Source organism: Silvibacterium bohemicum, from assembly GCF_001006305.1.
In the GTDB taxonomy this organism is placed as follows: domain Bacteria; phylum Acidobacteriota; class Terriglobia; order Terriglobales; family Acidobacteriaceae; genus Silvibacterium; species Silvibacterium bohemicum.
Map to the genome: position 1 here is coordinate 189,569 of NZ_LBHJ01000012.1, position 25,910 is coordinate 215,478.

General features: G+C 59.6%; 23 protein-coding genes. 6 read left to right on the forward strand and 17 right to left on the reverse strand.

Translation table 11 applies throughout. The features are described from left to right. Nucleotides 1–66 precede the first annotated feature (66 nt). Nucleotides 67–288, forward strand: a complete 222-nt coding sequence (locus XX99_RS27330) for a hypothetical protein (protein ID WP_156186050.1) — start codon at nt 67–69, stop codon at nt 286–288. 268 nt (nt 289–556) lie between these two features. On the opposite strand, the gene hemB is transcribed toward XX99_RS27330, so the two are convergent. The 3 genes from hemB to XX99_RS17250 form a co-directional block, all read right to left on the reverse strand. Further along, nucleotides 557–1,654: a porphobilinogen synthase gene (gene hemB / locus XX99_RS17240; RefSeq protein WP_050060642.1), complete on the reverse strand. Its 1,098-nt coding sequence runs from the start codon at nt 1,652–1,654 to the stop codon at nt 557–559. 25 nt (nt 1,655–1,679) lie between these two features. After that, on the reverse strand, nt 1,680–2,084 hold the full coding sequence (locus tag XX99_RS17245) for a hypothetical protein (RefSeq protein WP_050060643.1): 405 nt from the start codon (nt 2,082–2,084) through the stop codon (nt 1,680–1,682). 274 nt (nt 2,085–2,358) lie between these two features. After that, nucleotides 2,359–2,817 carry a hypothetical protein gene (locus XX99_RS17250; RefSeq protein ID WP_050060644.1) on the reverse strand — a complete coding sequence of 153 codons (459 nt, stop codon included), beginning with the start codon at nt 2,815–2,817 and terminating at the stop codon, nt 2,359–2,361. Nucleotides 2,818–3,209: 392 nt separating this feature from the next. Here XX99_RS17250 and XX99_RS17255 point away from each other — a divergent pair, with 392 nt between their 5' ends. From XX99_RS17255 to XX99_RS17265, 3 genes are all read left to right on the forward strand, one after another. After that, complete coding sequence (locus tag XX99_RS17255; protein ID WP_050060645.1) at nt 3,210–5,807, forward strand: endonuclease MutS2; 2,598 nt, start codon at nt 3,210–3,212, stop codon at nt 5,805–5,807. Nucleotides 5,808–6,073: 266 nt separating this feature from the next. After that, complete coding sequence (locus XX99_RS17260; RefSeq protein ID WP_050060646.1) at nt 6,074–6,610, forward strand: type II toxin-antitoxin system antitoxin SocA domain-containing protein; 537 nt, start codon at nt 6,074–6,076, stop codon at nt 6,608–6,610. A gap of 730 nt (nt 6,611–7,340) precedes the next feature. Next, entirely contained in the window at nt 7,341–8,132 is a 792-nt protein-coding gene (locus XX99_RS17265) for a bestrophin-like domain (RefSeq protein WP_050060647.1), read from the forward strand. 137 nt (nt 8,133–8,269) lie between these two features. Here XX99_RS17265 and XX99_RS17270 read toward each other — a convergent pair whose 3' ends face one another. The 5 genes from XX99_RS17270 to XX99_RS17290 all read right to left on the reverse strand — a co-directional run bounded on the left by XX99_RS17270 (nt 8,270) and on the right by XX99_RS17290 (nt 12,970). Beyond that, nucleotides 8,270–8,704: a DUF2442 domain-containing protein gene (locus XX99_RS17270; RefSeq protein WP_050060648.1), complete on the reverse strand. Its 435-nt coding sequence runs from the start codon at nt 8,702–8,704 to the stop codon at nt 8,270–8,272. After that, on the reverse strand, nt 8,691–8,951 hold the full coding sequence (locus XX99_RS17275) for a DUF4160 domain-containing protein (protein WP_050060649.1): 261 nt from the start codon (nt 8,949–8,951) through the stop codon (nt 8,691–8,693). Before XX99_RS17275 ends, XX99_RS17270 begins: the two co-directional genes overlap by 14 nt. Nucleotides 8,952–9,100: 149 nt before the next feature. Then, on the reverse strand, nt 9,101–9,634 hold the full coding sequence (locus XX99_RS17280) for a phage tail protein (RefSeq protein ID WP_050060650.1): 534 nt from the start codon (nt 9,632–9,634) through the stop codon (nt 9,101–9,103). 200 nt (nt 9,635–9,834) lie between these two features. Next, nucleotides 9,835–11,151, reverse strand: a complete 1,317-nt coding sequence (locus XX99_RS17285) for a collagen-like domain-containing protein (protein ID WP_082125666.1) — start codon at nt 11,149–11,151, stop codon at nt 9,835–9,837. Nucleotides 11,152–11,485: 334 nt separating this feature from the next. Beyond that, complete coding sequence (locus XX99_RS17290) at nt 11,486–12,970, reverse strand: outer membrane beta-barrel protein (protein WP_082125744.1); 1,485 nt, start codon at nt 12,968–12,970, stop codon at nt 11,486–11,488. Nucleotides 12,971–13,107: 137 nt separating this feature from the next. On the opposite strand from XX99_RS17290, the gene XX99_RS17295 reads away from it, so the two are divergent. Then, complete coding sequence (locus XX99_RS17295; protein ID WP_231581459.1) at nt 13,108–13,815, forward strand: cytidylate kinase-like family protein; 708 nt, start codon at nt 13,108–13,110, stop codon at nt 13,813–13,815. A 371-nt stretch (nt 13,816–14,186) separates the two neighbouring features. Here XX99_RS17295 and XX99_RS17300 read toward each other — a convergent pair whose 3' ends face one another. Continuing rightward, on the reverse strand, nt 14,187–15,782 hold the full coding sequence (locus XX99_RS17300) for a Na+/H+ antiporter (RefSeq protein WP_050060653.1): 1,596 nt from the start codon (nt 15,780–15,782) through the stop codon (nt 14,187–14,189). Nucleotides 15,783–16,020: 238 nt separating this feature from the next. Between XX99_RS17300 and sucB the strand changes: the two genes are divergently transcribed. Then, entirely contained in the window at nt 16,021–17,685 is a 1,665-nt protein-coding gene (gene sucB, locus XX99_RS17305) for a 2-oxoglutarate dehydrogenase, E2 component, dihydrolipoamide succinyltransferase (protein WP_050060654.1), read from the forward strand. A 20-nt stretch (nt 17,686–17,705) separates the two neighbouring features. On the opposite strand, the gene XX99_RS17310 is transcribed toward sucB, so the two are convergent. The 8 genes from XX99_RS17310 to XX99_RS17345 form a co-directional block, all read right to left on the reverse strand. Further along, nucleotides 17,706–18,131 (reverse strand): PIN-like domain-containing protein, encoded by a 426-nt coding sequence (locus tag XX99_RS17310; protein WP_184085022.1) that lies wholly within the window; start codon nt 18,129–18,131, stop codon nt 17,706–17,708. Continuing rightward, nucleotides 18,094–18,804: a DUF433 domain-containing protein gene (locus tag XX99_RS17315; protein ID WP_184085024.1), complete on the reverse strand. Its 711-nt coding sequence runs from the start codon at nt 18,802–18,804 to the stop codon at nt 18,094–18,096. Before XX99_RS17315 ends, XX99_RS17310 begins: the two co-directional genes overlap by 38 nt. 128 nt (nt 18,805–18,932) lie before the next feature. Continuing rightward, entirely contained in the window at nt 18,933–20,081 is a 1,149-nt protein-coding gene (locus XX99_RS17320; RefSeq protein WP_050061126.1) for a 5-(carboxyamino)imidazole ribonucleotide synthase, read from the reverse strand. A gap of 86 nt (nt 20,082–20,167) precedes the next feature. After that, nucleotides 20,168–20,629, reverse strand: coding sequence for a 5-(carboxyamino)imidazole ribonucleotide mutase (purE, locus tag XX99_RS17325; protein ID WP_050061127.1), 462 nt, complete (start codon nt 20,627–20,629; stop codon nt 20,168–20,170). A gap of 396 nt (nt 20,630–21,025) precedes the next feature. After that, nucleotides 21,026–22,135, reverse strand: a complete 1,110-nt coding sequence (gene argE / locus XX99_RS17330) for an acetylornithine deacetylase (RefSeq protein ID WP_050060657.1) — start codon at nt 22,133–22,135, stop codon at nt 21,026–21,028. Between the two features lie 42 nt (nt 22,136–22,177). Continuing rightward, nucleotides 22,178–23,557 (reverse strand): formimidoylglutamate deiminase, encoded by a 1,380-nt coding sequence (locus XX99_RS17335; RefSeq protein WP_050060658.1) that lies wholly within the window; start codon nt 23,555–23,557, stop codon nt 22,178–22,180. Nucleotides 23,558–23,923: 366 nt separating this feature from the next. After that, nucleotides 23,924–24,829 carry an N-acetylmuramic acid 6-phosphate etherase gene (gene murQ, locus XX99_RS17340; protein WP_050060659.1) on the reverse strand — a complete coding sequence of 302 codons (906 nt, stop codon included), beginning with the start codon at nt 24,827–24,829 and terminating at the stop codon, nt 23,924–23,926. A 14-nt stretch (nt 24,830–24,843) separates the two neighbouring features. Beyond that, nucleotides 24,844–25,812, reverse strand: a complete 969-nt coding sequence (locus tag XX99_RS17345) for an energy transducer TonB (RefSeq protein ID WP_184085027.1) — start codon at nt 25,810–25,812, stop codon at nt 24,844–24,846. Nucleotides 25,813–25,910 lie beyond the last annotated feature (98 nt).

Consider the following 25,910-nt stretch of genomic DNA (forward strand, 5'->3'; position numbering starts at 1 on the left):
GATTCGACGCGCGTCATTCCAGTGCCAGTCGGATCCACCCGACCAGACGTTGAATCGATTCCCGAGATGATGCTTGCAAATGAGCAGTGCGCACTGCGCTGCAAGATCATAAGGGCGAAAGCCTGTCTTGCAGTCTTCGAATGGGCGATCGTCGGGATCGTCGACGGTGAGCGTGCGCGGCTTTACGACACGGGGCAGAAGAAATGGCTCGTAGCTGCAATTCCCGTTACACGTTCTGCGCCGAATCTCCACGCCGATGAACCACCGCCCCACAACGGCGTCGTCTGAGGCGCCGACCCCCGATGCCAGTTCAGATGGAAATGGAATCGAGATTTCATCATTTTCAGGATGGCCGCAGGCGCTGACTCCGTTGAAAGCGATCGACTCCGCGCGGAGATTTGCGGAAGACCGTTGCCGCTGGGACCTGCCAGCGGAACACCCAAATCGTCTAAAGCGAGGATGCAGCGTTGGAGCTCCGAGACGATCAAGCAAAATGGTTCGGGATCAATATCTGCCGGACGGCGCCAATAGTGATTGGCGCCCATACCAGTCTGCTTTAGCCCAGCACCCGAGCCGCATCCTTAGCAAAATAAGTCACGATAAACCCAGCACCTGCGCGCCGGATCGACAGCAGCGACTCCATCATCGCCCGCTGCGGCTCCAGCCAGCCCTTGGCAAAGGCCGCCTGCAGCATCGAGTACTCGCCCGACACCTGATACGCCCCGATCGGCGCATCGAAGCGCTCCCGCGCCGCGCGAATCACATCCAGATACGGCATCGCCGGCTTCATCAGGATCATGTCCGCGCCCTCGCCCAGATCCTGATCGATCTCGCGCATCGCCTCGCGCAGATTCGCCCCATCCATCTGGTAGCTGCGTCGGTCGCCGAACTGCGGAGCCGAATCCGCCGCCTCGCGAAACGGCCCATAAAACGCCGATGCGAACTTCGCGGCATAAGACAGGATCGGAATCTGCTCGTAGCCTTCCTCGTCCATCTCGTCGCGAATCGCCGCCACGCGCCCATCCATCATGTCGCTCGGAGCCACGATATCCGCACCCGCCGCAGCCAGCGACACGGCCGTCTTCGAGATCAGGCGCAGGCTCGAATCGTTTTCGATCTCATAGTCGGCATCCGAACCGCTATCCGATTTTCCCGAACCAGCGGCGGACTTTTTCGCCGCCGCCGACCCCTTCGTTGAAGAACTACTCGCCCCCGAACTGCTCGCCCCCGAACTACTCTTCGTCTTCTTCACGATCCCGCAATGGCCATGCGAGGTGTATTCGCACAGGCAGACATCGGCGATGAGCAGCAGCTTCTTCGCCGCCGCCGCCTTCTTCAGCTCGCGCAGTCCGCTCTGCACGATTCCATTTTCGTCGTAAGCGCCCGAGCCCTTTTCGTCCTTCGACTCCGGCAGCCCAAAGAGCAGCAGGCCGCCGAGACCAAGCGCCGCAGCCTCTTCAGCTTCCTTCACCGCTTCATCGATAGAGAGATTGAAGACGCCGGGCATCGAGCCGATCTCTTTGCGCACACCTTCACCGGGGCAAAGAAACAAGGGATAAATCAGCGCAGAGGGCTCAAGGCTCGTCTCACGCACCAGGCTGCGCATAGCCTCCGAGCGTCGCAGACGGCGCAAACGCGTAACAGGAAATTCCATATCTTGATTTTAAAGCGTGCGGGATTCACGGTTTCGTTTGGCAAAATTGCGGCGGAAGGATCGATCGTCCCGGTTGCGAAATGTGCCAGCCCGGTGGCATTACTCTGGCCATTACGGGCTTCGCTTTACCGTCCCACGTGTACAGGATCGGATATCCCCACACGACGAAGCCGTTCACTACTTTCTTCTTTCCTCGCAGCGGCACAATCACCTGAAAGTGATCTCCTTCGCAGACGCGTTTCCGAAACCCCAGCGTGGTTCCAAAGCGTCCCGCGGCGGAAAGCTTTATCCAGCTATCCAGGAAGTCATCGGTTGCGTTGAATCCATTTTGAAGCAGATTCAGCTTGACCGTGAACCTGGCCGTTCGAGCTGCCGTCCCACCGGACTCATCTTCGAATAGCGATTCTCCTTCGTACACGGAACGGATCATTGCAGTGCTCCTTGCCAATTGAGTAGATCAAGCTTCTCGGAAAAGGGGCAGTCCCGTCTTCGAGCGACGCAAGGAAACGCTTCATTGTGGCAAAGAGTGGCAACGATGGAGACGTCTTGAGCGGACTGTTTTCATGTCAGGGCCGTCCTCCAGACCTGTGATCCCGAGCGAGCACCGCGAGCCGAGGGACCAGCAGTTTCCATCCCTCAAACAAAACCGGGTGCCCCACATCTGGATTTTCAGATGTGGGTTCTACCCTGCAGTCAAAGTGGAGTTACAAGAGCGGCTCCCGGCACTTCATCTGCTCATACTCAACCGCGGAAGCCGCCGGAAACAGCGCCCACAGCGTATAGATCGCCAGAGCCGTTCCCGTAATCGGTTTGATGAGCGTAAGAAAAGCCGCGACCAGCGCCAACATGCGCGCCCACGGCGCTCGCCGCGCCAGCGCAATACCCGTCACCGCGGAAAGAATCGTCCGCGCAATCGTGGAGAAGAGGATCACAGGCCCTAGCCAGGCCATGCGATTGAAGGGAAACTCCCCAAAGGGCCCATGATTCCAGTGCCCGAAATAATGTCCCAGCGGTCCGCCCGCAAAGAACGACAGAGCCAGCAGCCCTTGGAACATGGTCCACGCCGCATAGGCGATCCACAACACGCTCACCGCCTGCAGGTGCCGGTGAACGCGGTTATAAACATAACCAACCGGAGGAATAACCACTCCACCATAAGCCACCGGCCCGCCAACAGGCCCTCCTGCAAGCCCCGCTACCGGAACCGCCCGCCCGCACCGCAAACAATACTGCTGCCCCGGAGTAATCGGTTGTCCACACCCGCTACAGAACATGTTGGCCCTCCTTTACAACAAAAGAACCTGAAAGAAAGTACGTATGCAGAGCCGCGCGGGTTCCCGCCGGCTAAGAAGCGGTTGGCTAAAAGCCGGTTAGCTAGAGTGCGGTTGGCTAAAAAGCGGTCAGCTAAAAACCGGGTGCCCCACATCTCGCTTCTGAGATGTGGGTAAACTCTTCTCTTCGGATACCACAACCCCCGCGACCCGCTTCTCAGCCATCCGCCCTTCAGCCAACCGCTTCCCCCGCGACCCGCTTTTCAGCCGACTATCATGTAAACATGCCCCTGGCGCATCCTATTCCGTCAATCGTCAGCGATTGTAGCCGTTCCGCGCTCGAGTGGGATCGTTTTCTCGCGCTGCTCTCCGCCTACGCCCAATCCGCCACCGGCCGCGACTGGCTGCTCGCCCTCGCGCCCTCGACCGACCGCGATTGGATCGACCGCCAGCACGCCCTGGTCGCTGAAATGCGCCTGCTGCTCAACGAAGGAGTCCGGCCATCCGTCGGCTCCCTCTTCGATCCCTCGGACCTGCTGGCCAAGTCGCGCATCGAAGGCGCAGCTCTCGAAGCCGAAGAGATTCGCCGCGTAGTCAACCTCGCCGAAGACGTTTCGGCATGGGCCTCGATCATCGCCCAACCGCCACAATCGCTCGCCGATGCATTACCTGAGCTCTGCGCTCTGAGCTCTGAGCTCTGCTCGACCCCGCTCACGCCGCTCGTCGAGTCGCTGCGCGACCGCATCCTGCCCGACGGGAGCCTCACCGATGACGCCTCGCCCGAGCTGCGCCGCATCCGCCGCGAGATGGATCGTCAACAAAAAGCCATCGAAGACAGCCTGCGCGGAGCCTTGCGCCGCTTCGCCGAAGGCGGCTCGACGCAGGATGACCTCATCACCATCCGCGGCGAGCGCTTCGTCATCCCTGTCAAGGCCGAGTGGAAGCGCCGTGTGCAAGGCGTCGTTCATGGATCGAGCTCGTCCGGGCAAACGGTCTACGTCGAGCCCCTCGAAACCATCGAGCTCAACAACGACCTCGTCCGATTATTAGAGGACGAACAGGCCGAGATCCATCGCATCTTCGCGCAGATGACCCGCCAGATAGGCCAGTACGCGCCAACCATCCTGAAGGGCTCCGAAGTCCTCGCCGAAGTCGACACCCTGCACGCCCGCTCCCGCTTCGCGCAGGAATACAACTGCATCGCCCCAAAGTTCTCGCTAAGCGACACACCGTCCACTGCATCGGGTGCCCCACATCTCGATTCTGAGATGTGGGATCAAACCCAGGTAGGAGCGGGCTTCAGCCCGCGGACCGCGCACACCGAGCAGAAAGGGGCTTTAGCCCCCGAGGCCAACCTAACCCTAAAACACGCCCGCCATCCTCTCCTCGAACATCGCCTCAAAGCCCAGGGAGGAGCCATCGTTCCGGTCAGCCTCGCGCTCACCACCGACGACCGCCAGCTCATCATCAGCGGTCCCAACACCGGAGGCAAAACCGTCGGCCTCAAGACCACCGGCCTGCTCGCCATCATGGCCCAGAGCGGCGTGCCCGTCTCCGTCGAAGAAGCCGTCTTCCCCATCTTCGACGCCTTCCTCGCCGACATTGGCGACGCGCAATCCATCGAGCAGAACCTGTCGACTTTCTCCGCGCATATCGTGAACCTCAACCGCATCGCCGCCCGCGCAGATTCGGCATCGCTCGTTCTTCTGGATGAATTAGGCTCCGCCACCGACCCCGAAGAGGGCGCAGCCCTGGCCGTCGCCATCGCCGAGCACTTCCTGCACGCGCGCTGCTGGTCCATCATCTCCACGCACCACACCTCGCTCAAGGTCTATGCCGAGAACACCGAGGGCGTCATCAACGCCGCCGTGGGATTCAACGAGCAGACCCTCGCCCCCACCTACGAGCTACGCCAGGGCGTGCCGGGAGCCTCCGCCGGCATCAACATCGCCGCCCGCCTCGGCCTCGCACCGGAGATGGTCGCGTCCGCGCGCCGCCGCCTCAGCACGCAGACCCTCGACATCGGCCGCTTCCTCGACAGCCTGCACCAGCAGCTCCGCGAAGTCACCGCCGAGCGCGCCCGCTACCAGATACTTGAAGGCGAATTAAAGAGGGAGAAGCAGAGACTCGAAGCTGACGGCATGAAGGAGTGGCGCGCCAAGGTCAAGGAGATGGAGCACCAGCTCGCGTCTCTGCTGAAAGATTTTGAGTACCAGGCGCGCGAGACGGTCAAGGCCATCGACGACAAGGCCGCCCAACAAAAGCTAAGTAAGGATGCTGAGCGCCGCATCGCCCGCCTGCGCCGCGAGTTTGCCGAGGGCTTCAACGCCTCGGTCGTCGCCACGCACACCGGAGCCGACAAGGGCGATGCCCACGCCCAGCCGCACATCGTGCGCCACATCTCCGCGGGGGACACCGTCAAGCTCAAGACGCTGGGCAAGACCGCCACCGTGCAGCGCCAGATCGACGACAAGAACTTCGAAGTCTCCGTCGGCATCATGAAGATGCGCGTAGCCCGCGACGAGATCGCCGAGGTCATCCACTCGCCATCCAATACCAACCAGCGCCAGACGCCGCTCCAGGCCGTACGCCGGCGCAGCGGAGTCTCAGTATCCATGGCCGAACCCGACGCCAGCATCAGTTGGGAGATCAACGTAATCGGCCGCACCGCCGACGAAGCTCAGGACGAAGTAGAGAAGTTCTTAGACAAAGCATTCCTGAACGGCCTGCCCAGAATAAGAATCATCCACGGGACCGGAATGGGGATCTTAAGAAGAACCCTAAGAGAATGGCTAAAACACCACCCCCAGGTAGCCACAGTAACCGAGCCAGGACAGAACGAAGGCGGAGCTGGTGCTACGGTGGTGGAGTTTAAAGAGTAAGGTTCTGTCAATGGCTACATCGCGATCGCTTAAACTCACACTCCCATATAGAACAAATCACGTTCATAGAGTGCATTTTCTGATGCGAAATGCGGCCGCTGGAGATTAATCTGTGCAAGGTGTGAAATTCATTGTTATCGTTGCGTCTAAATCTGTATGAAAGTTTGAGAATGCCTTCCCGCAGTCGGGGTAAACGTCTTGGTGCCGATAGGAATAACGTGCATCGTCAGACGGAAGGCAGTCTAGGTCGAGATTGCGGAGGGCATATGAGCACCTTCAAAAGAGAGAAATTTAAAACGCTTGTTCACTTCATTTGCTCTAGATGCGAGAATCCCTCTCGTTTAGGAGCAACCAAGTTAAACAAAGTGATTTGGTATACAGAAACCAGTTCTTTTTTGAAAACAGACGAGCCTCTAACTGGCGTGAAGTTCGTCAAGGGAGAATACGGCCCCAGGGCTCACGCCATAGTTCCGGTTATTAATGAGCTAGTAGAGGATCATGCCATCCTCGTTAAGGATGCTGTCTACTATGGCAAGCCGAAGAAAGAATATATTTCTCTGACTGAGCCGCAAATAGACGGCCTTTTCACCGCGCAGGAAATAAGCCTTATAGATCGGATGATCACCATGGTGTGCGACCAAAATACCGCGAAGTCCGTGAGCGATGCCACCCACAACGAGATCTGGAAGGCTGCCGAGATTGGCGAAGAAATTCCTATATATACAGTCTTAGCCAATCGCGGGGAGATAACCGAGGAGGATGTGCAGTGGGCAGATCGCAAGATTGCGGAACTCACTCGATAAATGCAACTACGGACGTTGATTCATGACCCTGAAGTATCACAAGATATAGACGCCGCCTCGAAAACATTTCGATTAGTCCACGAATCGATCGAAGCCATAGAGTGGTATTTGAGCCGCAGGCCTGAGGCTGGAACGCATCGGTCAGGCATTTATTGGATTTATCGCCAATCTGGATGTAAGGCGCTCAAAATTCCTGACATCACTGTGCTTTATTCATTCACAGATAACGAAGTCACGCTGCATGCAGCTCTGTTCAGAGGCTCTCAATAGCGCTCGGGTGCCCACATCTCGCCATTGAGATGTGGGCTTCCACTTACGACACAACCAACACCTTCCGCGGCCTCCCACCCTTTAACCCATTCGCCCGTGAAGCCCGCTTCTTGGCCTTGCTCATAACCACCCCTTCGCGTCGGCACGCCGCCAGATTTTCAGGTGTGGGTCTGGATCAATCGGCGGATAGAAGTCCACTTAGAGAGCCTCCTTCTATCTCGCCTGCTTCTGAATCACCCTACGAAAAGATTTAGGAAACACGCTTCAAGTTTTTTAGAGCCCTCACGGTTCCAAGGTCATCCCCGGCAACACGTGATGTATAACTGTACGAGAAAAAAAGCGCTAACTTTCTACACGGGACGCGGCGGACTTAGGCCACGCGGGGAGTGACATCATTACTCCAAGCAGGTCGCCCGGACGGAGTAAACGACTGGCTTAAATCAGATGTCAGGAGAGAGAAATGTTCACGCTTTATTGGGTTTACGATCTCCCCAATTGGTTATTCGCTCTGCTGTGCATTGTAGCCTTTGTCCTCTTCGGCCTCATCGGGCTTCCGCTCACACGAAAGATAGCAAAGCGGGCCCACTCCGAAGATCATTCACACAATGACATCGTTGGCTACTTTCTTGGCGCGGTGACGGTGTTTTATGGCATTACCTTAGGCCTGGTTGCCGTGGGAACTTGGACTAACTACTCCGCCGTTCAGGATCGCGTTGATCACGAGGCACAGATTATTGCCTCGCTTTATCGGGATTCGCGCGGTTACCCGGAGCCTGTAAGTTCGAAGCTAATGGCTGACCTGAGGGCATATACGCGCGAGATCATTGACAAAAGCTGGCCACTTCAGCGCAAAGGCATCAGTCCCGGTGGTGCTGATGAGATACTGTCGAGCGTGCAGGAAGATATTCTGAATTTCGAGCCAAAGTCATTGGGACAACAGGTTCTCCATGCTGAAGTGTTCAGACAGTTCAATCAGTTAGTGGAGGCAAGGCGTTCAAGGCTGGAAAGTACTGACATGAGCCTTCCACCGTCACTTTGGTGGCTGGTAATTTTTGGAGCGATAATCTCGATCAGTGTCACTTTCTTTTTCGATATGCGGTCTATGATCATGCACCGCTGGATGACTGGCCTGATGAGCGGTCTGCTAGGACTATTAATCTTCCTCATCGCGGCCTTGGACAATCCTTTTAGGGGGAATGTTTCCGTTGGGCCTGAATCTCTGGAGCGCGTATATCAAGCACTCATGAAATAGGGGCTAGCAGCGTGCCCCAGATCTCGCCCTTGCGATGTGGAAGATCTCAACCATCGTGATGACCACCAGAACGAGCGCCAAAGGCCCAATTGCCTGGACGGCCAGTCCCATCCCGCCTTCGAGATGTAGGATTCCACTTACGACGCCGCGACCACCTTCCGCGGTCGCCCACCCTTCAACCCATTCGCCCGCGAAGCCCGCTTCTTGGCCTTGCTCGTAACCGAACCGCCGCTGCGTCCGATCTGCGCCATCCAGCGCTTTGTTCCATACACGCCGCGCAGCAGATTCGGCACGTAATAGTCGAGATCGAGAGACGGCCAGTGCAGCCCGGTTCCATCGCCGAGAATCTCCACCCGCGCAATTTGATCTCGCGTAGCCGATTGCAATCCCTCCAGATCCTCACGCGGAATCAGCAACCGGTGTCCATCGCTTAATTTGAGGATGAGCAGATCGAGTCCCGGGCTCGGCCTGTATTCAACGGCGGTCACACGCAGCTCGCCTTCAAGGCTCTCCGCACGCGCAATGGCGCGATCGATCTCAGCGTCGGTCGTCACGATTCTATGTTTTGCCATGCATCTTCTCCCACAGCGCCACAAGCTCTTCGAAGCGCAGAGCGGCGGCGTCCAAAATATTCTTTACGTCGGATCGTTTCGCATTCGATGGCCGGATAGCATCCTTGCGATCCGCGAGTGTGATCGATCCATCCCTGCAAAGGTCGGCAATCGCCTCTGTCTCCCCGAGATATCCATGAACATGCCGCGGTAGATGATCATTGGAGTAGACCACGAACAGGACACCGTCGAATTTTAGTAATCCCATAAAATCATAACCTAAACATGGTTAGGTTCTATAGCCCCAAAAAAGAAATAGACGCCAACAAAACCAAAGCCGGAGGGCTCCTCATCCCCAGATCAATCGAGGACAAGCAGCTCAACTCCGGCTCCTGTTTGTTTTCTATCTCGGACGAATCAGCCCCGTGACGGGAAGATTCCCTGCAGCGCGATGATGTAGTTCATGCACAGATACGGCTGCACCACTCCCAAAGGCTGGTTGCTGCCGGTGAGACCGATCGCGGTGGGAGCCATCGTCTTGGTGGCACTGGTCGCATAGGAGGGGCTGATCGAGGGCTCGCGGCCTCCCGTGTTCACCTCGGCCCAGAAACCGTTCGTCGGGTCGGCGTTCGGGCCCGGCGTGTTGCTGCAGTTGGCCGGGTGAGTATGCGAGGGCAGGTTGGCGACCAGCAGAGCGGTCTGCTCCACTCCGCCCACTTGGCCCATCACATACGGGCTTAGGCCCTGGCCCTGGCCTTGATGCACAGGAACCCGGCTCTGCAGATTGGGCAGCATAAAGTTGCTCACACCGTCTCCTCCGTAGGTGGTTCCAATCAGCGAGAAGAGCGCGGTGTTCTGCGCGATGGAGAGCGTCTGTCCGTTGCAGAGAGCCCAGCCCTGCGGGGCGAAGTTGAAGGCGACCAGCAGGATTTGGCCAATATAGTTATTCATTCAGCATTCTCCTTATTTCTTCTTGAGCGAATTTACGGCGTAGTAAGTCGCAGGCGGTGTGCCGGTCGCGCTCTAGATCAAATCGCAACGATGGTTTGGGATCGAGCTTCGAGCCAGACTCCGGCAGCATCGCTCATCGATTCATGCCTCGATCCGGATCGTCATAGCGCGGTCCGGACCGGGGCTTGGTCGATAAGCAGTTATTGGCAGATGAGAGTGGTCGTGATCTTCAGGTTGGGGTTGACGTTCGTTTCGGAGTAGGCGAGGTTCAGGATGTCGCCGCCGGCCACGGTGAAGGTGTGGCTCTGGTCGGAACAGCTGGCCCCATTGTTATTGACCGTAGTGCTGCACGTCATACTGGTGGCCGTTGTGTTCTTGTAGACGGTGACGGTGACGGTGTCAGTTCCCGTGGGCGCAGCGAAGTTGTTCGCTCCAACATTGAGTGCGGAGACGGTGCACGCCGAGGGAGCCACCACAAAGTTCGCCTGGGAAAGGATGGATGTGTTGTTGTTGACGTCAATACCGCTCACGGCGTCGGGTGCAAGGAAATAGGTGGTTCCTGCCGATCCGCTTCCGGGGTTGACGAAGGCGGCGTTGAGGGAAAAGCCGGACAGATTCGATCCGCCAGCCGGTCCGGCAGGCCCCGTCGCTCCGGTTGCTCCGGTAGCACCCGTAGGTCCAGCAGGTCCGGCAGGTCCCGCCGGCCCTGCTGGTCCGGTCGCTCCTGTTGCGCCCGCAGCTCCGGTCGCCCCAGCAGCCCCGGTTGCACCTGTCGGCCCCGCCGGACCCGTCAATCCGATCGGTCCAGCAGGCCCTGTTGCGCCCGTCGCGCCAGTGGCTCCCGCCGCCCCGGTAAGTCCCGTGGGACCGATAGGTCCGGCTGCTCCTGTCGCTCCGGTTGCGCCGGTCGCCCCTGCCGGCCCGGTCAATCCGGTTGGACCCGCCGGTCCGATGGGTCCAGCCGCACCCGTTGCGCCGGCTGGTCCGGTGAGCCCGGTTGCTCCTGTGGCGCCCGTAGGTCCGATCGGCCCCGCTGGCCCGGCTGCGCCAGTTGCGCCGGCCGGTCCCGTAAGTCCGGTTGCGCCTGTGGCTCCAGCCGGTCCGGCTGCTCCAGTAGCGCCTTTAGCGCCAGCCGGACCAGTTGGACCAGCTGGACCAGGCAGCCCCATCGGTCCCGCTGGTCCTTGCGGTCCGGCCGCTCCCTGCTGACCGATCGTTGCGGTGAATTGGGCGACGCGACGGCTCCGGCTATTCCTGAGATAAATCAGGTATGTCCCCGGCGTGGTTCCGCTCGGAACCCTCGCGGTAGCCGCGAGATCGTTGGCGCTGACTACGCTCAGCTCGGTTTCGCCCAGCGCGACGAAAGGGGCTGTCTTTCCGAAGCCAATTCCGTTGATCGTGATCTGGGTCCCGGCAGCGTTCTCGGTCACATCCGAGATCAGCGGAATGGTGTTTTCCTGAGCGAGAAGGAGACTGGGAGCCGCCAGGCACAAGGCAAGACATAGACGTGCGAGCATAACTATCCTCGAGGTAAGTGAGTAGGCCGTGCCATTAACTGTCGTACATAGATGTAGGCTCGACTAGGTGCTGCGAACCCGCCGCTTCGATGCTGTCTGTTACACAAGAGCCCAGGCCGGGAGGCAAGATTCCGGTCTAATCCGGGACGCGGGCGATTCTAAGCAGGCGAGATAAGTTTTGTAAAGAAAATATATGCGCGGGATAAGAAGGGAGGCCGAGAGTGAAGGTAACTACGACTTTCGAGGTGGAAAAGATAAGCTATCGTGAAATAACTTAAAAGTTATTTGATAGGGTTACCCTGACTACAACGCGAATCCGCGATCTTTCCCTTTTCTAGAAGTGGAAAATCAAGTCAGTGGCCGCCGTGAACTGGCTCTGCCGCCTGCCGTTGTCATAGGCTTTGCGATCCCAGGCGCGATCGAAACGAATCTCCGGCCGAATCTGTATCGTCGATCCGATCCAGTGCGCCAGCATCAGCGTGTTCTCGGTGTACTTTGAATTCACGCCGGTACGCTGTCCTTTCTTATCGTCGAGATAGTCGCTGCGGAAGGAGATGAAGTTATGCGGTCCCAGCTCCTTGTTGATGTAGTTCACAGCCGCATACTCCGGGGCAAAGCAGGTAGTTAAACCTGCATGGCATGCAGCCGCAAAGGTATTCAGCTCCGGCTTGATGGGGCCGAAGACGCTGGGCACGTCGCGCTGCGACATGGAGTAGACCTCGGTCGCGGTATGCCATGTCTTCGAGAACTTGTGGTACCAGGTTGCGTCGTACTGCTGAACGTTGTTATAGGCATACTTACCGTTGTTGATGCCGTTGGCGCAGAGGTAGAAGTTATCGTTCACCGATGCCGTCGTATAGCTCGCGCATACCGTCGCCGATGGTTTCGCGTCCGGGGTCCACGGCGCAACATCGTGGCTCGCCGAGATGCCGGTCTGCAGCACCCAGTGGCTGTTCATTTGGATAGTCGCCAGCGCGCCTGTGTCAGTAAAGGGATCGACCGAGTACAGCAGGGAGTGGCTGTACATATAGTTATTCGGAGCAAGCTGCGCTTCAATTCCGGGTATCGAAATATAGCGCCCCACGCGCAGATTCATGCCTTGCGCAACATGGGGAAAGTAGACGTCCACATACTCCAGGCTCGGATCGAACCCATATTGGTGCTTGTCCTTGAGCAGCTGAAAGCTTAGATAACCCTTATCCGTCGTGAACCGGTAGTCGGTGCCATAAAGAGCGGTCAGGTGAAAGCCGAAATCGACGTGCTCCCGCTGCACGGAGTCTGGCAGGCGCTCCACGTAGAGAACGATCTGATCCATCTCCAGGCGGTTCGAGAACAGGTCATTGGCTTCGGGTGAGTTGCTATGCGAAGAGGTGCTGCCGTTGACCGTCGGCTCGACCCACCCATAAACCTTGGTCCGGCTCTTCGCTCCGTTCCAGGCGGTCATCAGCGGATAGGTATTCGTATCCGCCTCGCCGATGGTCGGCGAGCCTCCATAAGACCAGTCGGCGTTCGGAAAGGGCGGCGAATCGAGCGGCGAGGGCAATCCGCGTCGCAGCGGAGCTGGACCGGCAGGCTGCGTCGGATGCCAGTCCTCGCGGTACGCCCCGGCGAGCCGCGCCCAGAAACCCTGCGCCGAAGCCTGCTGCGGAGCCGGGCTCTCCGGAAGGCCCTGATTTCCCTGCGATGCCGGGCTCGGAGACGGCGTCTGGGCCGCACAGACCCCTCCGCATAGGGTCAGGAGAAGCGACAGCAGAAGAAGCGGTGAATTTCGCCGCGACGGCGCTATTTCTCTGATTGCGATGGATTTCTGGGGGGTCATGGAGGGAATTTTCAGTACGGCGAATTGTTTTGCATACGAGACCGGCGCCGTTCCGGTTCGTTCGAAGCAGTGATCGTCCCTCTTCGAGCTTATCCGTAGCGGCGTAAACGCGGCGATAAATTCAGAAAGATGCACCCATGCAGACAGTTTGCGATTCAAAGAGGAACAGTGCTAGCATTCGGCACGCAATTTCGGGAGGAGACAGGCCATTGATCCGGGTCATCACTGTCGAACGCGAGTACGGCAGCAAGGGCGCCGAGTACGCCGAGCACCTCGCCGAGCGCCTGGGCTGGAGGCTGATCGACCAGTGCCTCATCGAGGAGATCGCGCAGAAGGCCGGCGTCACCAAGAAGCTCGCCGAGAGATGCGATGAGCGCCTCGACCCCTGGTACCACCGCTTCGGAAAGGCCTTCTGGCACGGCTCGCTGGAGCGCCTCCCCGCCCCCTCCGACCTGGATGTCTTCGACAGCGACCGCATGGTGGAGTTCGTCCGCGACTATCTCACCGGCATCGCCGAGCAGGGAAGCTGCGTCGTCGTCGGCCGCGGAGCCGCCGCCATGCTGGCCCGCGCGCCGGGAGCCTTCCACGTCTTCGTCTACGCCTCGATGTGGCGCAAGATTCTCTGGTTTGAGGAGAACTTCCCCGAGCACGCCAGGGAGGCCGAGCAGGAACTGCTGGCCACCGACCGCCGCCGCGCCGCCTATATCCGCCGCTATTTCGATCAGGATTGGACCGACCGCCGTCTCTACCACCTCATGCTGAACTCCTGCATGGGCTTCGACGCCATGGTGCAAGCCACCATCGATGGGGCCGGGACACTGGTGACCGAACCCGCGCTGCGCTAACCCCGGCGCTTCGATGCGCTCACAACGCGACGGCATTTCAACAAATTTGCCATCCGCGTGACCGCAAACGGGTCATCTCGCGTCACCAAAAAATTGTCATCCCGAGCGAGCACCGCGAGTCGAGGGACCTGCAGTAGTCTGCTGGCGCATCGGCATCGCCACCGGCGTCACCGAAGAACAAACGCCATTCTTGACGACCGCAGGGAGGAAGAATCCCAGCCAGCTGCGCTGAGATCTCTCTCTAAGCCCAGAACGAATGACGAAAGAAGCCCTGCCAGACTGCCGCCAAGGCTTCTGAAGGGTACGGCCTTGAGGCCGTACATAAGCGGACCAAAAGGAGCGCGGCTTCAGCCGCCGAGGGATCAAAGCCCTCAGCTCTTCTCCCAACGCAGATCCAACAAATCCAGCTCCCGCTCCAGATCCCGCAGCGTGCTCTCGCGAAACGTGCCCTCGCCGCGCAGGCGCAGGATCTGCTCCCGCTCCACCCGCCGCACCTTGGCCGCCAGCTCCTGATACTTGCGCTGCTGGAGCTGCGCCGGTTCGGCGTCTTGCTTTCTAAGGGCCTCCAGCCGCTGCTCGTAGTAGCGGGTCAGGATTGCGGCCGCACTCCTCTCGCCCTCCTCTTCATCGCCCGGGGTTTCGCGCAGGGTTTTGAGCGCCGCTTTGAGCAGCACACGGCGTGCCTTGCGCTCCTCGTCCAGCGATTCGTCCGAATCCACCAGCCCCAGCTTGCGGATAATGGCCGGCAGGGAGAGCCCCTGGCCGACCAGCGTCACCAGAATGACAGTGAAGGCATAAAAGATGATGTGCCCGCGCTTGGGGAAGGGATTGCCGTTATCGAGGAACTCGGGCAGGGAGAGAGCGGCGGCCAGTGTGAGCACCCCGCGCATCCCGCTCCAGCCGGTAACCACCAGTTCGCGGCTGGTCGGCTTCTCCACCTGCTGGTGCAGCAAGCGGCGCCGCAGGAACCACGCCAGGTGCGCGCCGGGAAAGATCAGCGCCATGCGGACTGCGATGGCCACAGCGGCAACAAAGGCTGCGCCGGCGATCATATGCGGCCAGTTGAGATGCCCGGCCCGATCTCTCATCCCGTTGAGAACCGTAGGCAGTTGCAGGCCGATGACGATGAAGATAAATCCGTTAAGAACGAAGTCCAGGGTGTTCCAGATCACGCGGGAATCAAGCCGCGCGCGGGTGGAAAAGGTCTCCGAGGTCGTCCGGCCAAGGTACAGCCCGCACACCACGGTCGCCAGCACGCCGGAAGAGTGGATGGCTTCGCCCAGCAGGTAGGCAAAGTAGGGTGTAGCAATGCTCACCAGGATGGGCACTTCGCTCGATTGTTGAAAGAGCCGGAAGAGCAGCCGGTCGAAGCGCGCCACGAACCAGCCAACCAGCAGTCCGGCGGCGACGCCTCCACAGATCAGCCAGATGAATTCGCGAACCCCGCCCCCGATCGACGGAATCTCCCCCGAAACCACGAGCGCAGTCGTGAACTGCAGGGCCAGCAGTCCGGTGGCGTCGTTCACCAGGCTCTCGCCCTCGATGATCTCGAGCACGCGGTGCGGCAGTCCCACGCGGCTGGCGATGGCCGCCACGGCGATGGCGTCCGTCGTCGAGATGACCGCTCCCAGCACCGCGCCGGTGCGCCAGTCGAACTCCGGCATGAAGAAATGGGCGACCGTCGATATGCCGGCCACCGTAAAGGCCACCAGCCCCAGCCCCAGCATGGCAATGCTCACCAGGTTGAAGCGGAACTCCCGCCACGCAGTGTTGAGCGAGGCGGCGAAGAGCAGCGGCGGCAGGATGACCAGAAAGACGAATGTGGGATTGATGGAAACGTGCGGAATGACGGGAAAGAAGCTGAGAATCAGCCCGCTGAGCACCAGAACGATGGGATAAGGCGTCTTGACCCGTTGCGCCAGAGCGGCCAGCGACGACACCAGCACCACCAGGATCAGCAGCGTCAATTCCGTGTTGTGAATATGCGTAACCAGAGCTGGCCTTCGCAGTCAGTGTTTAGGGCATTTAGGATAGGCATTCAGCCGAAGACAGTTGTATCAGACAGGTCGGGCGAATGCTGCCGAACAACGTGGGATTGCCGCCCGGACCACGGCCAACCGCCTCTTCGCCACCCGCTTTTCAGCCGTTTATAATCGATTCTTGCGCGTTCACGCTTGATTGCTGTCACACGGGAAAGGGATTTGCATGCCGACGGATGTTCTGATGCCCCAGATGGGCGAGTCGATTTTTGAAGGCACCATCACCAAATGGCTGAAAAAGCCCGGCGACACCGTCCAGCGCGACGAGCCGTTGTTCGAGATCTCGACCGACAAGGTCGATGCCGAGATTCCGTCACCCGCCGCCGGCGTGCTCAAGGAAATCAAGGTTGCCGACGGCGCCACCGTCCAGATCAACACCGTTGTTGGCGTGATCGAAGAAGGCGGATCGGCATCGGCTTCTGCCGCAGCGCCGGCCCCCGCTCCCAAGGCTGAGCCCACTCCGGCGCCGGTTCCGGCGAGCGATGGCTCCGGTGCATCTGCTGCGCCCTCAGCTCCAGCCGCGCCTGCCGCAGGTCCCGCAACCGATGTCGTGATGCCGCAGATGGGCGAATCCATCTTCGAAGGCACCATTACCAAGTGGCTCAAGCAGGTCGGCGATACCGTCCAGCGCGACGAGCCGCTCTTTGAAATCTCCACCGACAAGGTCGATGCCGAAATTCCGTCGCCCGCTGCCGGAACGCTCTCCGAGATCAAGGTTGAAGCCGGTTCGACCGTGCAGATCAACACCGTGGTCGCGGTGATCGGCGGAGCAGCCGGAGCCAAGGCTGCCGCTCCCGCAACGACTGCGCCAGCTACCTCAGCCCCAGCAGCACCCGGAGCCCCGGTTCCGGCCGCCGCCTCCGCCGAAGCTGCCGAGACAGAGATCGCGGCTGGCTCTGCCGAGCATGCCCGCTCCTCGCCGCTGGTGCGCAAGATCGCCAAGGAGAACAACCTCGACCTCAGCAAGGTCTCCGGCAGCGGAGCCGGCGGCCGCATCACCAAGGAAGACGTGCTCGGCTATCTCGAAAAGCCCGCCGCCAAGGCTGCTCCGGCAGCAGCGCCCGCCGCGGCTGCACCTTCGGCTCCCGCTCCGGCCGCCGCAAAGCCTGCTGCTGCGATTCCTGCGCCAGGCGAGCTGGTGCCCCTGTCGAAGATGCGCACCATTATCGCGAATCGCATGGTGGAGTCCAAGCGCACCAACGCGCACGTCCACACCGTCTTCAAGATCGACTTCACCAGGATCGTGAAGCTGCGCGAGAAAGAGAAGAACAAGTACGAGCAGCGCAACAGCGTGAAGCTCACCTACATGCCCTTCATCACGCGCGCCGTCGTGGCCACGCTGCGCAAGATGCCCATCATCAACGCGCAGATGGAAGGCGACGCCATCCGCTACCCCGCGAACATCAACATCGGCATCGCCGTCGCGCTCGACTGGGGATTGATCGTGCCCGTCATCAAGGCCGCCGAAGAGAAGAGCTTCCTCGGCATCGCACGCGGCATCGCCGATCTGGCCGAGCGCGCCCGCGGCAAGAAGCTCAAGCCCGACGAAGTGGGCTCCGGCACCTTCACCATCACCAACCCCGGCATCTTCGGCGAGCAGTTCGGAACGCCGATCATCAACATGCCCGAGTCAGCCATCCTCGGCGTAGGCGGCTTATTCAAGGAGCCAGCCGTAGTCACCGCCGAAGACGGAATGGATTCCATAGCCATCCGCCACATGATCCACCTCACGCTAGGCTTCGACCACCGCATCGTAGACGGAGCCGACGCAGGCAAATTCATGGCCGAGGTAAAGAAGTACCTGGAGAACTGGTCGGAGGATATTGGGTAGAAAACCGGTCAGCGTTTTGCTTAGGCTTTTCTAAGAAGTAATTGGGGCTTGATCTCCGCGGTGATATAAGCCGTAAAAGGTCGAGCCTCAGTACTTGCTAGCAACATGATTTCGGCTTTTAGTGAACAAATCCGCGGCGCCCATAACTTCGGCCCCTGGTGATTGTTAGTTTGGCAGAAGACGCCGATTTGCGCGATGGACATTTCCTTGGCCCATCTTCGAGGAAGATCGCTGTCGGCCGTCATCAAGAACCATCCATTCTCTCCACAGGCTCTGATCACTTCTGGATCCAGAACATCTTGACGTCTGCCGAAGTGCTCATCGTGAATGATCAGAGCAAATCCGGCCTCACGTAACATGCCGGGAAAGAGTTCGGCCCCAAGATTTCGGTCTGTAAAGAAAACCGGATCAGGCGGCGTAGTAGTTGATCGCCGCCTTGATCTCACTCGGTTTTAGCCTGAAATCCTTTGCGAGAGTTTTAACTGTTTCTCCAGCCTTCTTTCGTTTCCAGATTGCTTCAACCATAATTCCACTTTCGGCCAAGGACGGCTTGCCGGCTGAAACGAAGGGATGGATGACAATGTTGCGCTTGGCCGACCTTGCTCCGGCTTTCAAGGGGTAAACGCGTGTTGGATTACCGTTCGCGTCCCGTTCGATCCGACTCAAGTATTTCTTTAAGATGGACCGGAAACCGTATTGGCCGAACTTAGAAACGTTTAATGGATTGCGAAGATTCTTGCCAGAAATATTCTGCAAAAAGATGTCTTGCCCCGAAGTCTCGAAGACGCAACGTAGAAGAGGTCTCTCTTCTTGGAGAACTTCGCGCATGTACTCAACCGTATGTCTGATCCTTCTGAGCCCAATATTTCGCTCTCTTGTCGCAGCTAACACCTGAGCTTCCGCTAGGTTATAAAACGACAGTAAGTTGTTTTCAGGGTCAGCCGGTGTGATGACGGGGTTCGCGCGTTTCATCGCATGCCTGGTTTGATAAGAGTAGCCAGTCACCCAATTGCGCAAAGTTCTTTTGGGCACGCCAATATACGACGCTACTTGCTCAATGCTGTAGCAGGGGTACTCTCTTATCTCATCTTGTGTTCTGTCTACCTTTTTACGAGCCACGTCGCACCTACTATAGCCGCTGTCGCGGATGGCACAAGTATCAAGTTTTACACGCCGGAACATTGAATACCACTAGGATGCAAAGTGACCCGAAACCGAACTGATTGTTCGCGCGCCGGAATGGCATCCTAAAGTTGCCTCTGCCCCTCCAACGCCCGCCGCACCGCCTCATCCGGAGTCGCACCCACCGCCGACAGATGTCCCATCTTCCGTCCCTTGCGCGGATTGTGCTTCTCGTACAGGTGCAGCCGCACGCCGGGCACGGCGAGCGCCGCATCGAAGCGCGGTTCGCGCGGCGAGCCGTCCTCGTTGAACCAGAGATCGCCCAGCAGGTTCGCAATTGCCGCTGGCTGCACTACGGAGACATCGCCCAGCGGCAGGTCGCACACCGCGCGAATCGCCTGTTCGAACTGGCTGGTGACGCAGGCGCGCTCGCTCGCGTGATAGCTGTTGTGTGGGCGCGGCGCGAGCTCATTCACCAGCAGCTGGCTGGTTCCGTCTGCTCCCGGCTTCGTCACGAACATCTCTACCGCCAACACGCCCTCGAGCTCGAACTCCGCGGCGATGCGGCACGCAATCTCCTGCGCCTTCGCCTCCATCTCCGCAGGGATGGAAGAGGGAATCACGCTCCACACCAGAATCTGGTTTTCGTGATGGTTCATCGCCGAAGCAAAGCTCTTCGTCTCGCCATTGGGAGCCCGCGCCACCATCACCGAAATCTCTTTATCGAGATCGATAGCCGCCTCGGCCACGCAAGGCCGCTCACCCAGCAATCTCCATGCATGAACAGCTGCGGGTGCCCCACGTCTCGAATTTGAGACGTGGGATTCATCCGAGATAGAAGGATCATCGAACCCAATCTTCACCTGGCTGCGGCCGTCATACCCGCCCCGCGCGCTCTTCACAAAGAGCTTTCCGCCCAGTGCCGGCACGGCCTCCGCGAGATCGCTTTCCGATTCAATCGCCCGCCATGGCCCTAGCGGAAAGCCACGCTCGGCCAGCCACGTCTTCTGCACGATGCGATCCTGGACAACACCCATCAACTCCGCAGAGGGACGCACCGGAGCATATTTTTTCGCCGCCTCCAGAGCCGCGAGAGATACCTGTTCGATCTCCAGCGTGACCACATCGCAGCCGCGCGCCAGGTCGGCCGCTGCTCGGGCATCGTTCCATCCGCCTTCGAAGCACGCGTCCACCACAAAGCGCGCGGGACACGAAGGGTCGGGGTCCATCACCTGGATGCGGTAGCCCAGTGAGCGCGCGGCCATGGCCATCATGCGCCCCAATTGGCCGCCACCCAGGATGCCGATGGTCGAGCCGGGCAGGATCGCTTTCGTGGCGCGTTTTGGTTTAGATTCTTCGCTCACGACGGCAGCTCCTGCGCCAGCACTTCATCGCGCCGGGATTCGCGCCACTCGCGCAGCTTCTCGCGCAGAGCCTTGTTCGTCGTGGCCAATATCTGCGCCGCCAGCAGCGCCGCATTCGCCGCGCCCGGCCTGCCGATGGCCAGCGTGCCCACGGGAATGCCCTTGGGCATCTGCACAATCGATAACAGGGAATCGATGCCGTTCAGCATGGTTGCCGGAACCGGCACGCCCAGCACCGGAACCAGCGTCTTCGCCGCCAGCATTCCCGGCAGATGCGCCGCGCCGCCGGCTGCCGCAATGATCACGCGCAGCCCGCGTCCCTCCGCCTCCTCCGCATATTGAAAGAGCCAGTCGGGAGTGCGATGCGCCGAGACCACGCGCGCTTCGTAAGGTATGTCGAAGGCTTTGAGAACTTCGATGGCTGGCGCGAGGTATTCGTAATCGCTCTTCGAGCCCATCACCACGCCCACGAGGACTGGCCGTGCAGGCGGAAGCGCCTCCGGCACCGGGTTTGCAGCCGGGGTTTCCTCTGTAACTTCAGTGACCGCCGATCTCGCAGGTTTGCTTGATTTCTTCACTTCGTATGGCTCCGTTGAACGTGGCACATCTTAGGGTAATCGAAGCCAGGCTTTCGCGGATGCCCCGTCAATCCACGCCTCACGATTTGGGAGTCTCGTTTTCCCGCGTGCTTCTATAGTCGTTTAGCTCAGCATCAACGCACGGCCCCGACCTCCGAGGCCAGAACGATGAATGCCGTCGACGCGAGATCGCAAAGTTTCCTTGGCGGTCTTAGCGTCTTAGCGGTGAATAGCTGTTATCTGGTAAAGCAAGCGAACTTGAAGCTCCATCCAGTTCTAACCGCGCAGCAACGCGCCGACACACTCCACAAAGGCTTCCAGCTCGGAAACGGGAATGCACTCGCGGTCGCTATGCGCCGTGTGCATGTTGCCGGGCCCGAGGACGACCACCTCGTCGGCAATCGCAGCGAAGCGTGTCGCCTCCGATCCAAACGAGATGCCGGTGGGCGCAGTGCCGAGCTGGCTGACAAGCGCATTCACAAAGGGCGAATCGGCATCGTAGGCGAATCCTGCATCCGCGCGTCGTGCCTCGATGTTGATGGTGCAATCGGGATGGGACTGCACGGCGTCTTCGGCCAGCCGATGCAGCCATGCCACGGCATCCGCGGGGCGCTCTTCGGGCAGCGGCCGCCACTCCACCAGAAAGCGGCATGCGCCGGGGATGATGTTCTTCGCTGTGCCGCCCTGAATCGTGCCCACATTGAACGTGGTGAAAGGAGGGTCGAAGAGGGGATTGATCTTGGGATCGATGGCTGCTGCTTCGATCTGCGCAATCATCGCAGCAGCCGCAAAGATCGCCGAGCGCCCCTTATGCGGGAAAGCGCTGTGCGCCTCTTTTCCCGTGACGGTAACTTCGGCGAGGCCATAGCCCTTGCCCGCAACTGCGGGACGCAGCGACGTCGGCTCGCAAACCAGCACTCGCCTCGCACGAAGCTGCTCCGAAGCGAGCAGCCTGGTTGCGCCAATGCAGCCGATCTCCTCATCGGCAGTAAGAATAAGCGCAATGTTCTGCTGAATCGCCGGCGTCTGCGCGATGGCCGCCAGAATCCCGGCCAGCGATCCCTTCACGTCGCATGATCCGCAGCCATGCAGCATGCCATCTTTTTCTATGAGCGAAGTCGCATCGGGCCATGCCTGCGCGTCGAAGGGGACAGTATCCGTGTGGCAGACGAAGGCGAGATCAAGCTGAGCTGAGCTCTGCCCCGCGGGCTGTGCGATGAGATTGATCTTCTCTGTCCCATGCGCGTCCGTATAAGGCAGCATGCGCACAGTCCAATCGGCGTCGGCAAGAATGCGCGCAGCTGCTTCGATCACCGCGCGATTGCTCATCGCAGAGATCGAGGGAATCGCCACCAGTTCGCGCAGGATTGCAACCGCGCGGGTCATGAACGACAGCCCCAATTCACGCTCGCCAGCCTGTCATTTGGCTCACGCTTGCCATACTTTTCTATACACCGACTGATACGAATTCACGATCTCCTCCTGCAACGGATGCCGGCCATCACGCAGAATATGCTCGCCGCCGACCATCACATCGCGAATCGCCGTCCGCGACAGGCCGAAGACGATGCTGGCCAGCAAATCTTCCGGCGAGTTGCCCGCGATCGAGGGATCGCCAAGATCGACCGCGAAGAAATCCGCCGGACGCCCAATCGCAATCACGCCGCTGTCGAAGCCCAGCGCCTGCGCCCCGCCTTCTGTCGCATATTGAAACAGTCGCTGTGACAAATTCCTGCCGCCGATCTCGTCCAGCACTACGCGCTTCTGAATTTGTAACCGTAAGTGATACTCAATCTCCCGCGCGTCTTCGAGAGGATCGATCAGCGTCTCGGAATCCGATCCGAAAGCGAAGCGTATGCCGCGCTGCGCCGCCCTGGCCGCGTCGATGATGCCGTCGCCTAAATTACGCTCGGTGGTCGGGCACGAACAGATCACCGTATCCGCCGCCGCCAGCGCGTCCATTTCTGTTTCGGTGATGTGGATGGCATGCACCAGCGTCATCTTCGATGAGAGCAGCCCGCGCTCTGCAAGAAGCTGAATCGGTGTCGCACCGTACTCGCGCCTGCAGGCCGCCAATTCGGCCACTTGTTCAGCAGCGTGCATGTGGACCACAAGCCCGCGCTCACGCGCCCACGCTGCGATTTCCTCAAGTTGCGCAAGCGGCACGGCGCGAATACTGTGTGGAGCAACGCCCACCCATACCTTCTCGCCCATAAACTCGGCCGCCAGTACTGCCGTGTTCTCCAGATACTCCTGCGGCGTCTCGTAAAACCGCGCCTGCCCGGCATGCGGAGGCAGCTCGTATCCGGCGCGCGCATAAGCTACGCGCAGCAACGCAATGCGCAGCCCAACGGACTCGGCTGCCGCGATAATTTTCCGGCTCAGCAGGTTGGGGTCAGGATAAGCAGACCTGTCCTGCGCACGATGCAGGTAGTGGAACTCGCCCACCGTCGTGGTGCCGGCCATCACCATCTCCAGGAAGGCCATGCGCGCCACGTGATACACATCGTCGGCATCCACGCTGTTGGCCGCGCGATACATCGCCTCGCGCCATGTCCAGAAGTCGTCGCCGCTCGCCCCGCGCGTCTCCGTGCGTCCGCGAATCAGCCGCTGAAAGGTGTGCGAGTGGGCGTTGGCGAAACCCGGCAGAAGGGCCTTGCCCACAAGGCGTACGGCCTCATGCTTTTCCGATTCTTTCGCCGGGACAATGGCCTCGATACGTCCGTCGTTGTTCACCACAACGGCACGGCCAGACTCAAAGCCGCGCTCGGTCAGCACCAGATCGGGATGGTAGATGCGCTTGGTCATGACAGGTTGCAGCGGCTATCTTATCTCGCGGCAAGGAAGGAGCAGAACCATTAATCTGCGGCATCAAGCGTCGATGAACCCTGTTTCTATCGTGAAGAAGCTCCTATACCGACGATTCAACGGCAAGATGGATTGCGCGCGAATGATCCAATGCTACGCAATGTTCGCCGGGATTCTTTCGCTTCACTCAGAATGACGAGCTGTGATCCGAAAATTCGTCTGCGGCATAACGATCCCGAGTCTCCCAAGCTATCGATTCCCTGCATGAAACATAAACTTGTCATCCCGACGAAGCGAAGCGGTGGGACCTGCAGTTTCTTATCGGAGCCACAACGTTCGATGGAAACAAGCTGAGCGCTCCAGACACTAGCTCTGAGCAGCATCCGCCAAAGCAGCGCGCAGCCTACCCTCCGCAGCGGCCAGCCGTGCTTCTGCGGTCGCGCGGTCTAACCCCAGCTTCTGCATCACGATGGCCGTCTTCACCGACCCTGCACGATCGAGCAGCGTCTCGGCAGCCGCCGTGTCGATGCCGGTCACCGCGGCGACGATCCGCGCCGCGCGGTCGCGCAGCTTGGCGTTGGTCGGCTGCACGTTCACCATCAGGTTGCCGTAGACATATCCCAGCCGCACCAGGCTTCCCGTCGAGAGCATGTTCAGCACCAGCTTGGTCGCTGTGCCAGCCTTCATGCGCGTCGAGCCGGTGACCACCTCGGGGCCGGTCGCCGGCGTAATCTCCAGCTCCGCCGCCTGCGCCAGCTTCGATCCCGGGACGCAGCTCAGGCCGATGGTCAACGCGCCAAGCTCCCGCGCATACTTGATCCCGCCCAGCACGTAAGGCGTGCGCCCACTGGCGGCGATACCCACCAGCGCGTCCTTATTTGAGAGGCCGCGCTCGGAAAGATCGGCCCGCCCCTGGGCCTCGTCGTCTTCAGCCCGCTCCACGGAGTTCCGCAGCGCAACGTCGCCGCCCGCGATGATCCCCTGCACCATCTCCCGCGGCGTGTTGTAGGTGGGAGGACACTCCGACGCGTCCAGAACCCCCAGCCGCCCCGAAGTCCCAGCGCCCAGATAGAAGAGCCGTCCCCCTGCCTGCAAACGCTCGACGATGGCATCGATGGCCGCAGCGATCTGCGGCAGCTCCCGCTCGACCGCCGCTGTGGCTTCGCGATCCGCGTCATGAAAGGCGCGAACCAGATCCGCCGTCGAAAGACTGTCCAGATTCTCCGTCGCCGGATTGCGCGCCTCGGTTGCGAGTTGTGCAAGTTCACTCATAGTTTCTCTCAGGCCTATCCGCCGCTTAATCGATACATGACCCGGATTTCGGTGCTCACTTCGACCGGATGACCATTCAGCGTATAAGGGGCGTAAGTCCAGTCACGTACTGCCTCGATCGCTGAAAGAGCCAGTGAGACATCAGGCGCAGACTTTATTCGCAGCTCGTGAATGCGCCCGTCCTCTCCGATCAAGGCAGAGAGGATCACCGTACCTGAGATCCGCGCGCTCTTCGCGGCGGCTGGATATCGCGGCGCCGATCCGTTCAGTTTGCGGCCCGCAAGAACCTTCCCCTCAACTGTTACCGACTGCTCCGGTAACGCGATTGCATTCGCCGGCGGAGCAAAAATTGACTCGTCGACGGTCGTCATCAGATTACCCTCGGCCAGATGAAAATCGACGAAAGGCTTCCCGGTATCGGAGATGGAGACATCTGTCCCTAAATAGCGTCCGCCCAGCATACCAACCTTCTTATAGAGGGTGTTCAGAAGGCCGAATGATCCACTGAAGCGAAGCATGGGAGCGCTGGGATCGAAACAGTAGAGAGGAAACAAGCCAACGGGAGACGGACCCAGCTGGTGATCGATCTTCCTTACCAACTCTATGCATGTGAGCTTGGTGTTGGGAAAGGGGTTGTCGCGGCGCTGCAGTTCTGCGTTGTCCGTGTCCTCTGAACCCGGCATCGGACTCACCAGGCGCTGCCTGACAAGCGATTCCGCGAGCGGCGGTCCAACCTCATCCCCGACCCGAAAGGTTCCGGCTTCGGTTACATACTCCGTTCGATTGAAGGTCGAGCTGGTGTAGACCCTCTTATCCTTCTTGGGTCCGGCCCACCATTCTTCAAAAGTACCAGTGTGCCCAACTTTGCCTTCGCCGTCGAAAACCTGATAGGCGATCTTGATGTGCCATGGTTTCGCTTCAGGCGAGTCGAGGCCATTGATTTTGGCCGCCGCGGCCAGGATATCCGCGGGGTTCTTCGGCATTGGCTGGGTATTGGACGGTAGCGAGGCGGATTGAGCTTGGGCTGCAAGCGTAAAGAAAATACAGCCCATGGACAGGAGAAAAGGCCGACGATCGAAGG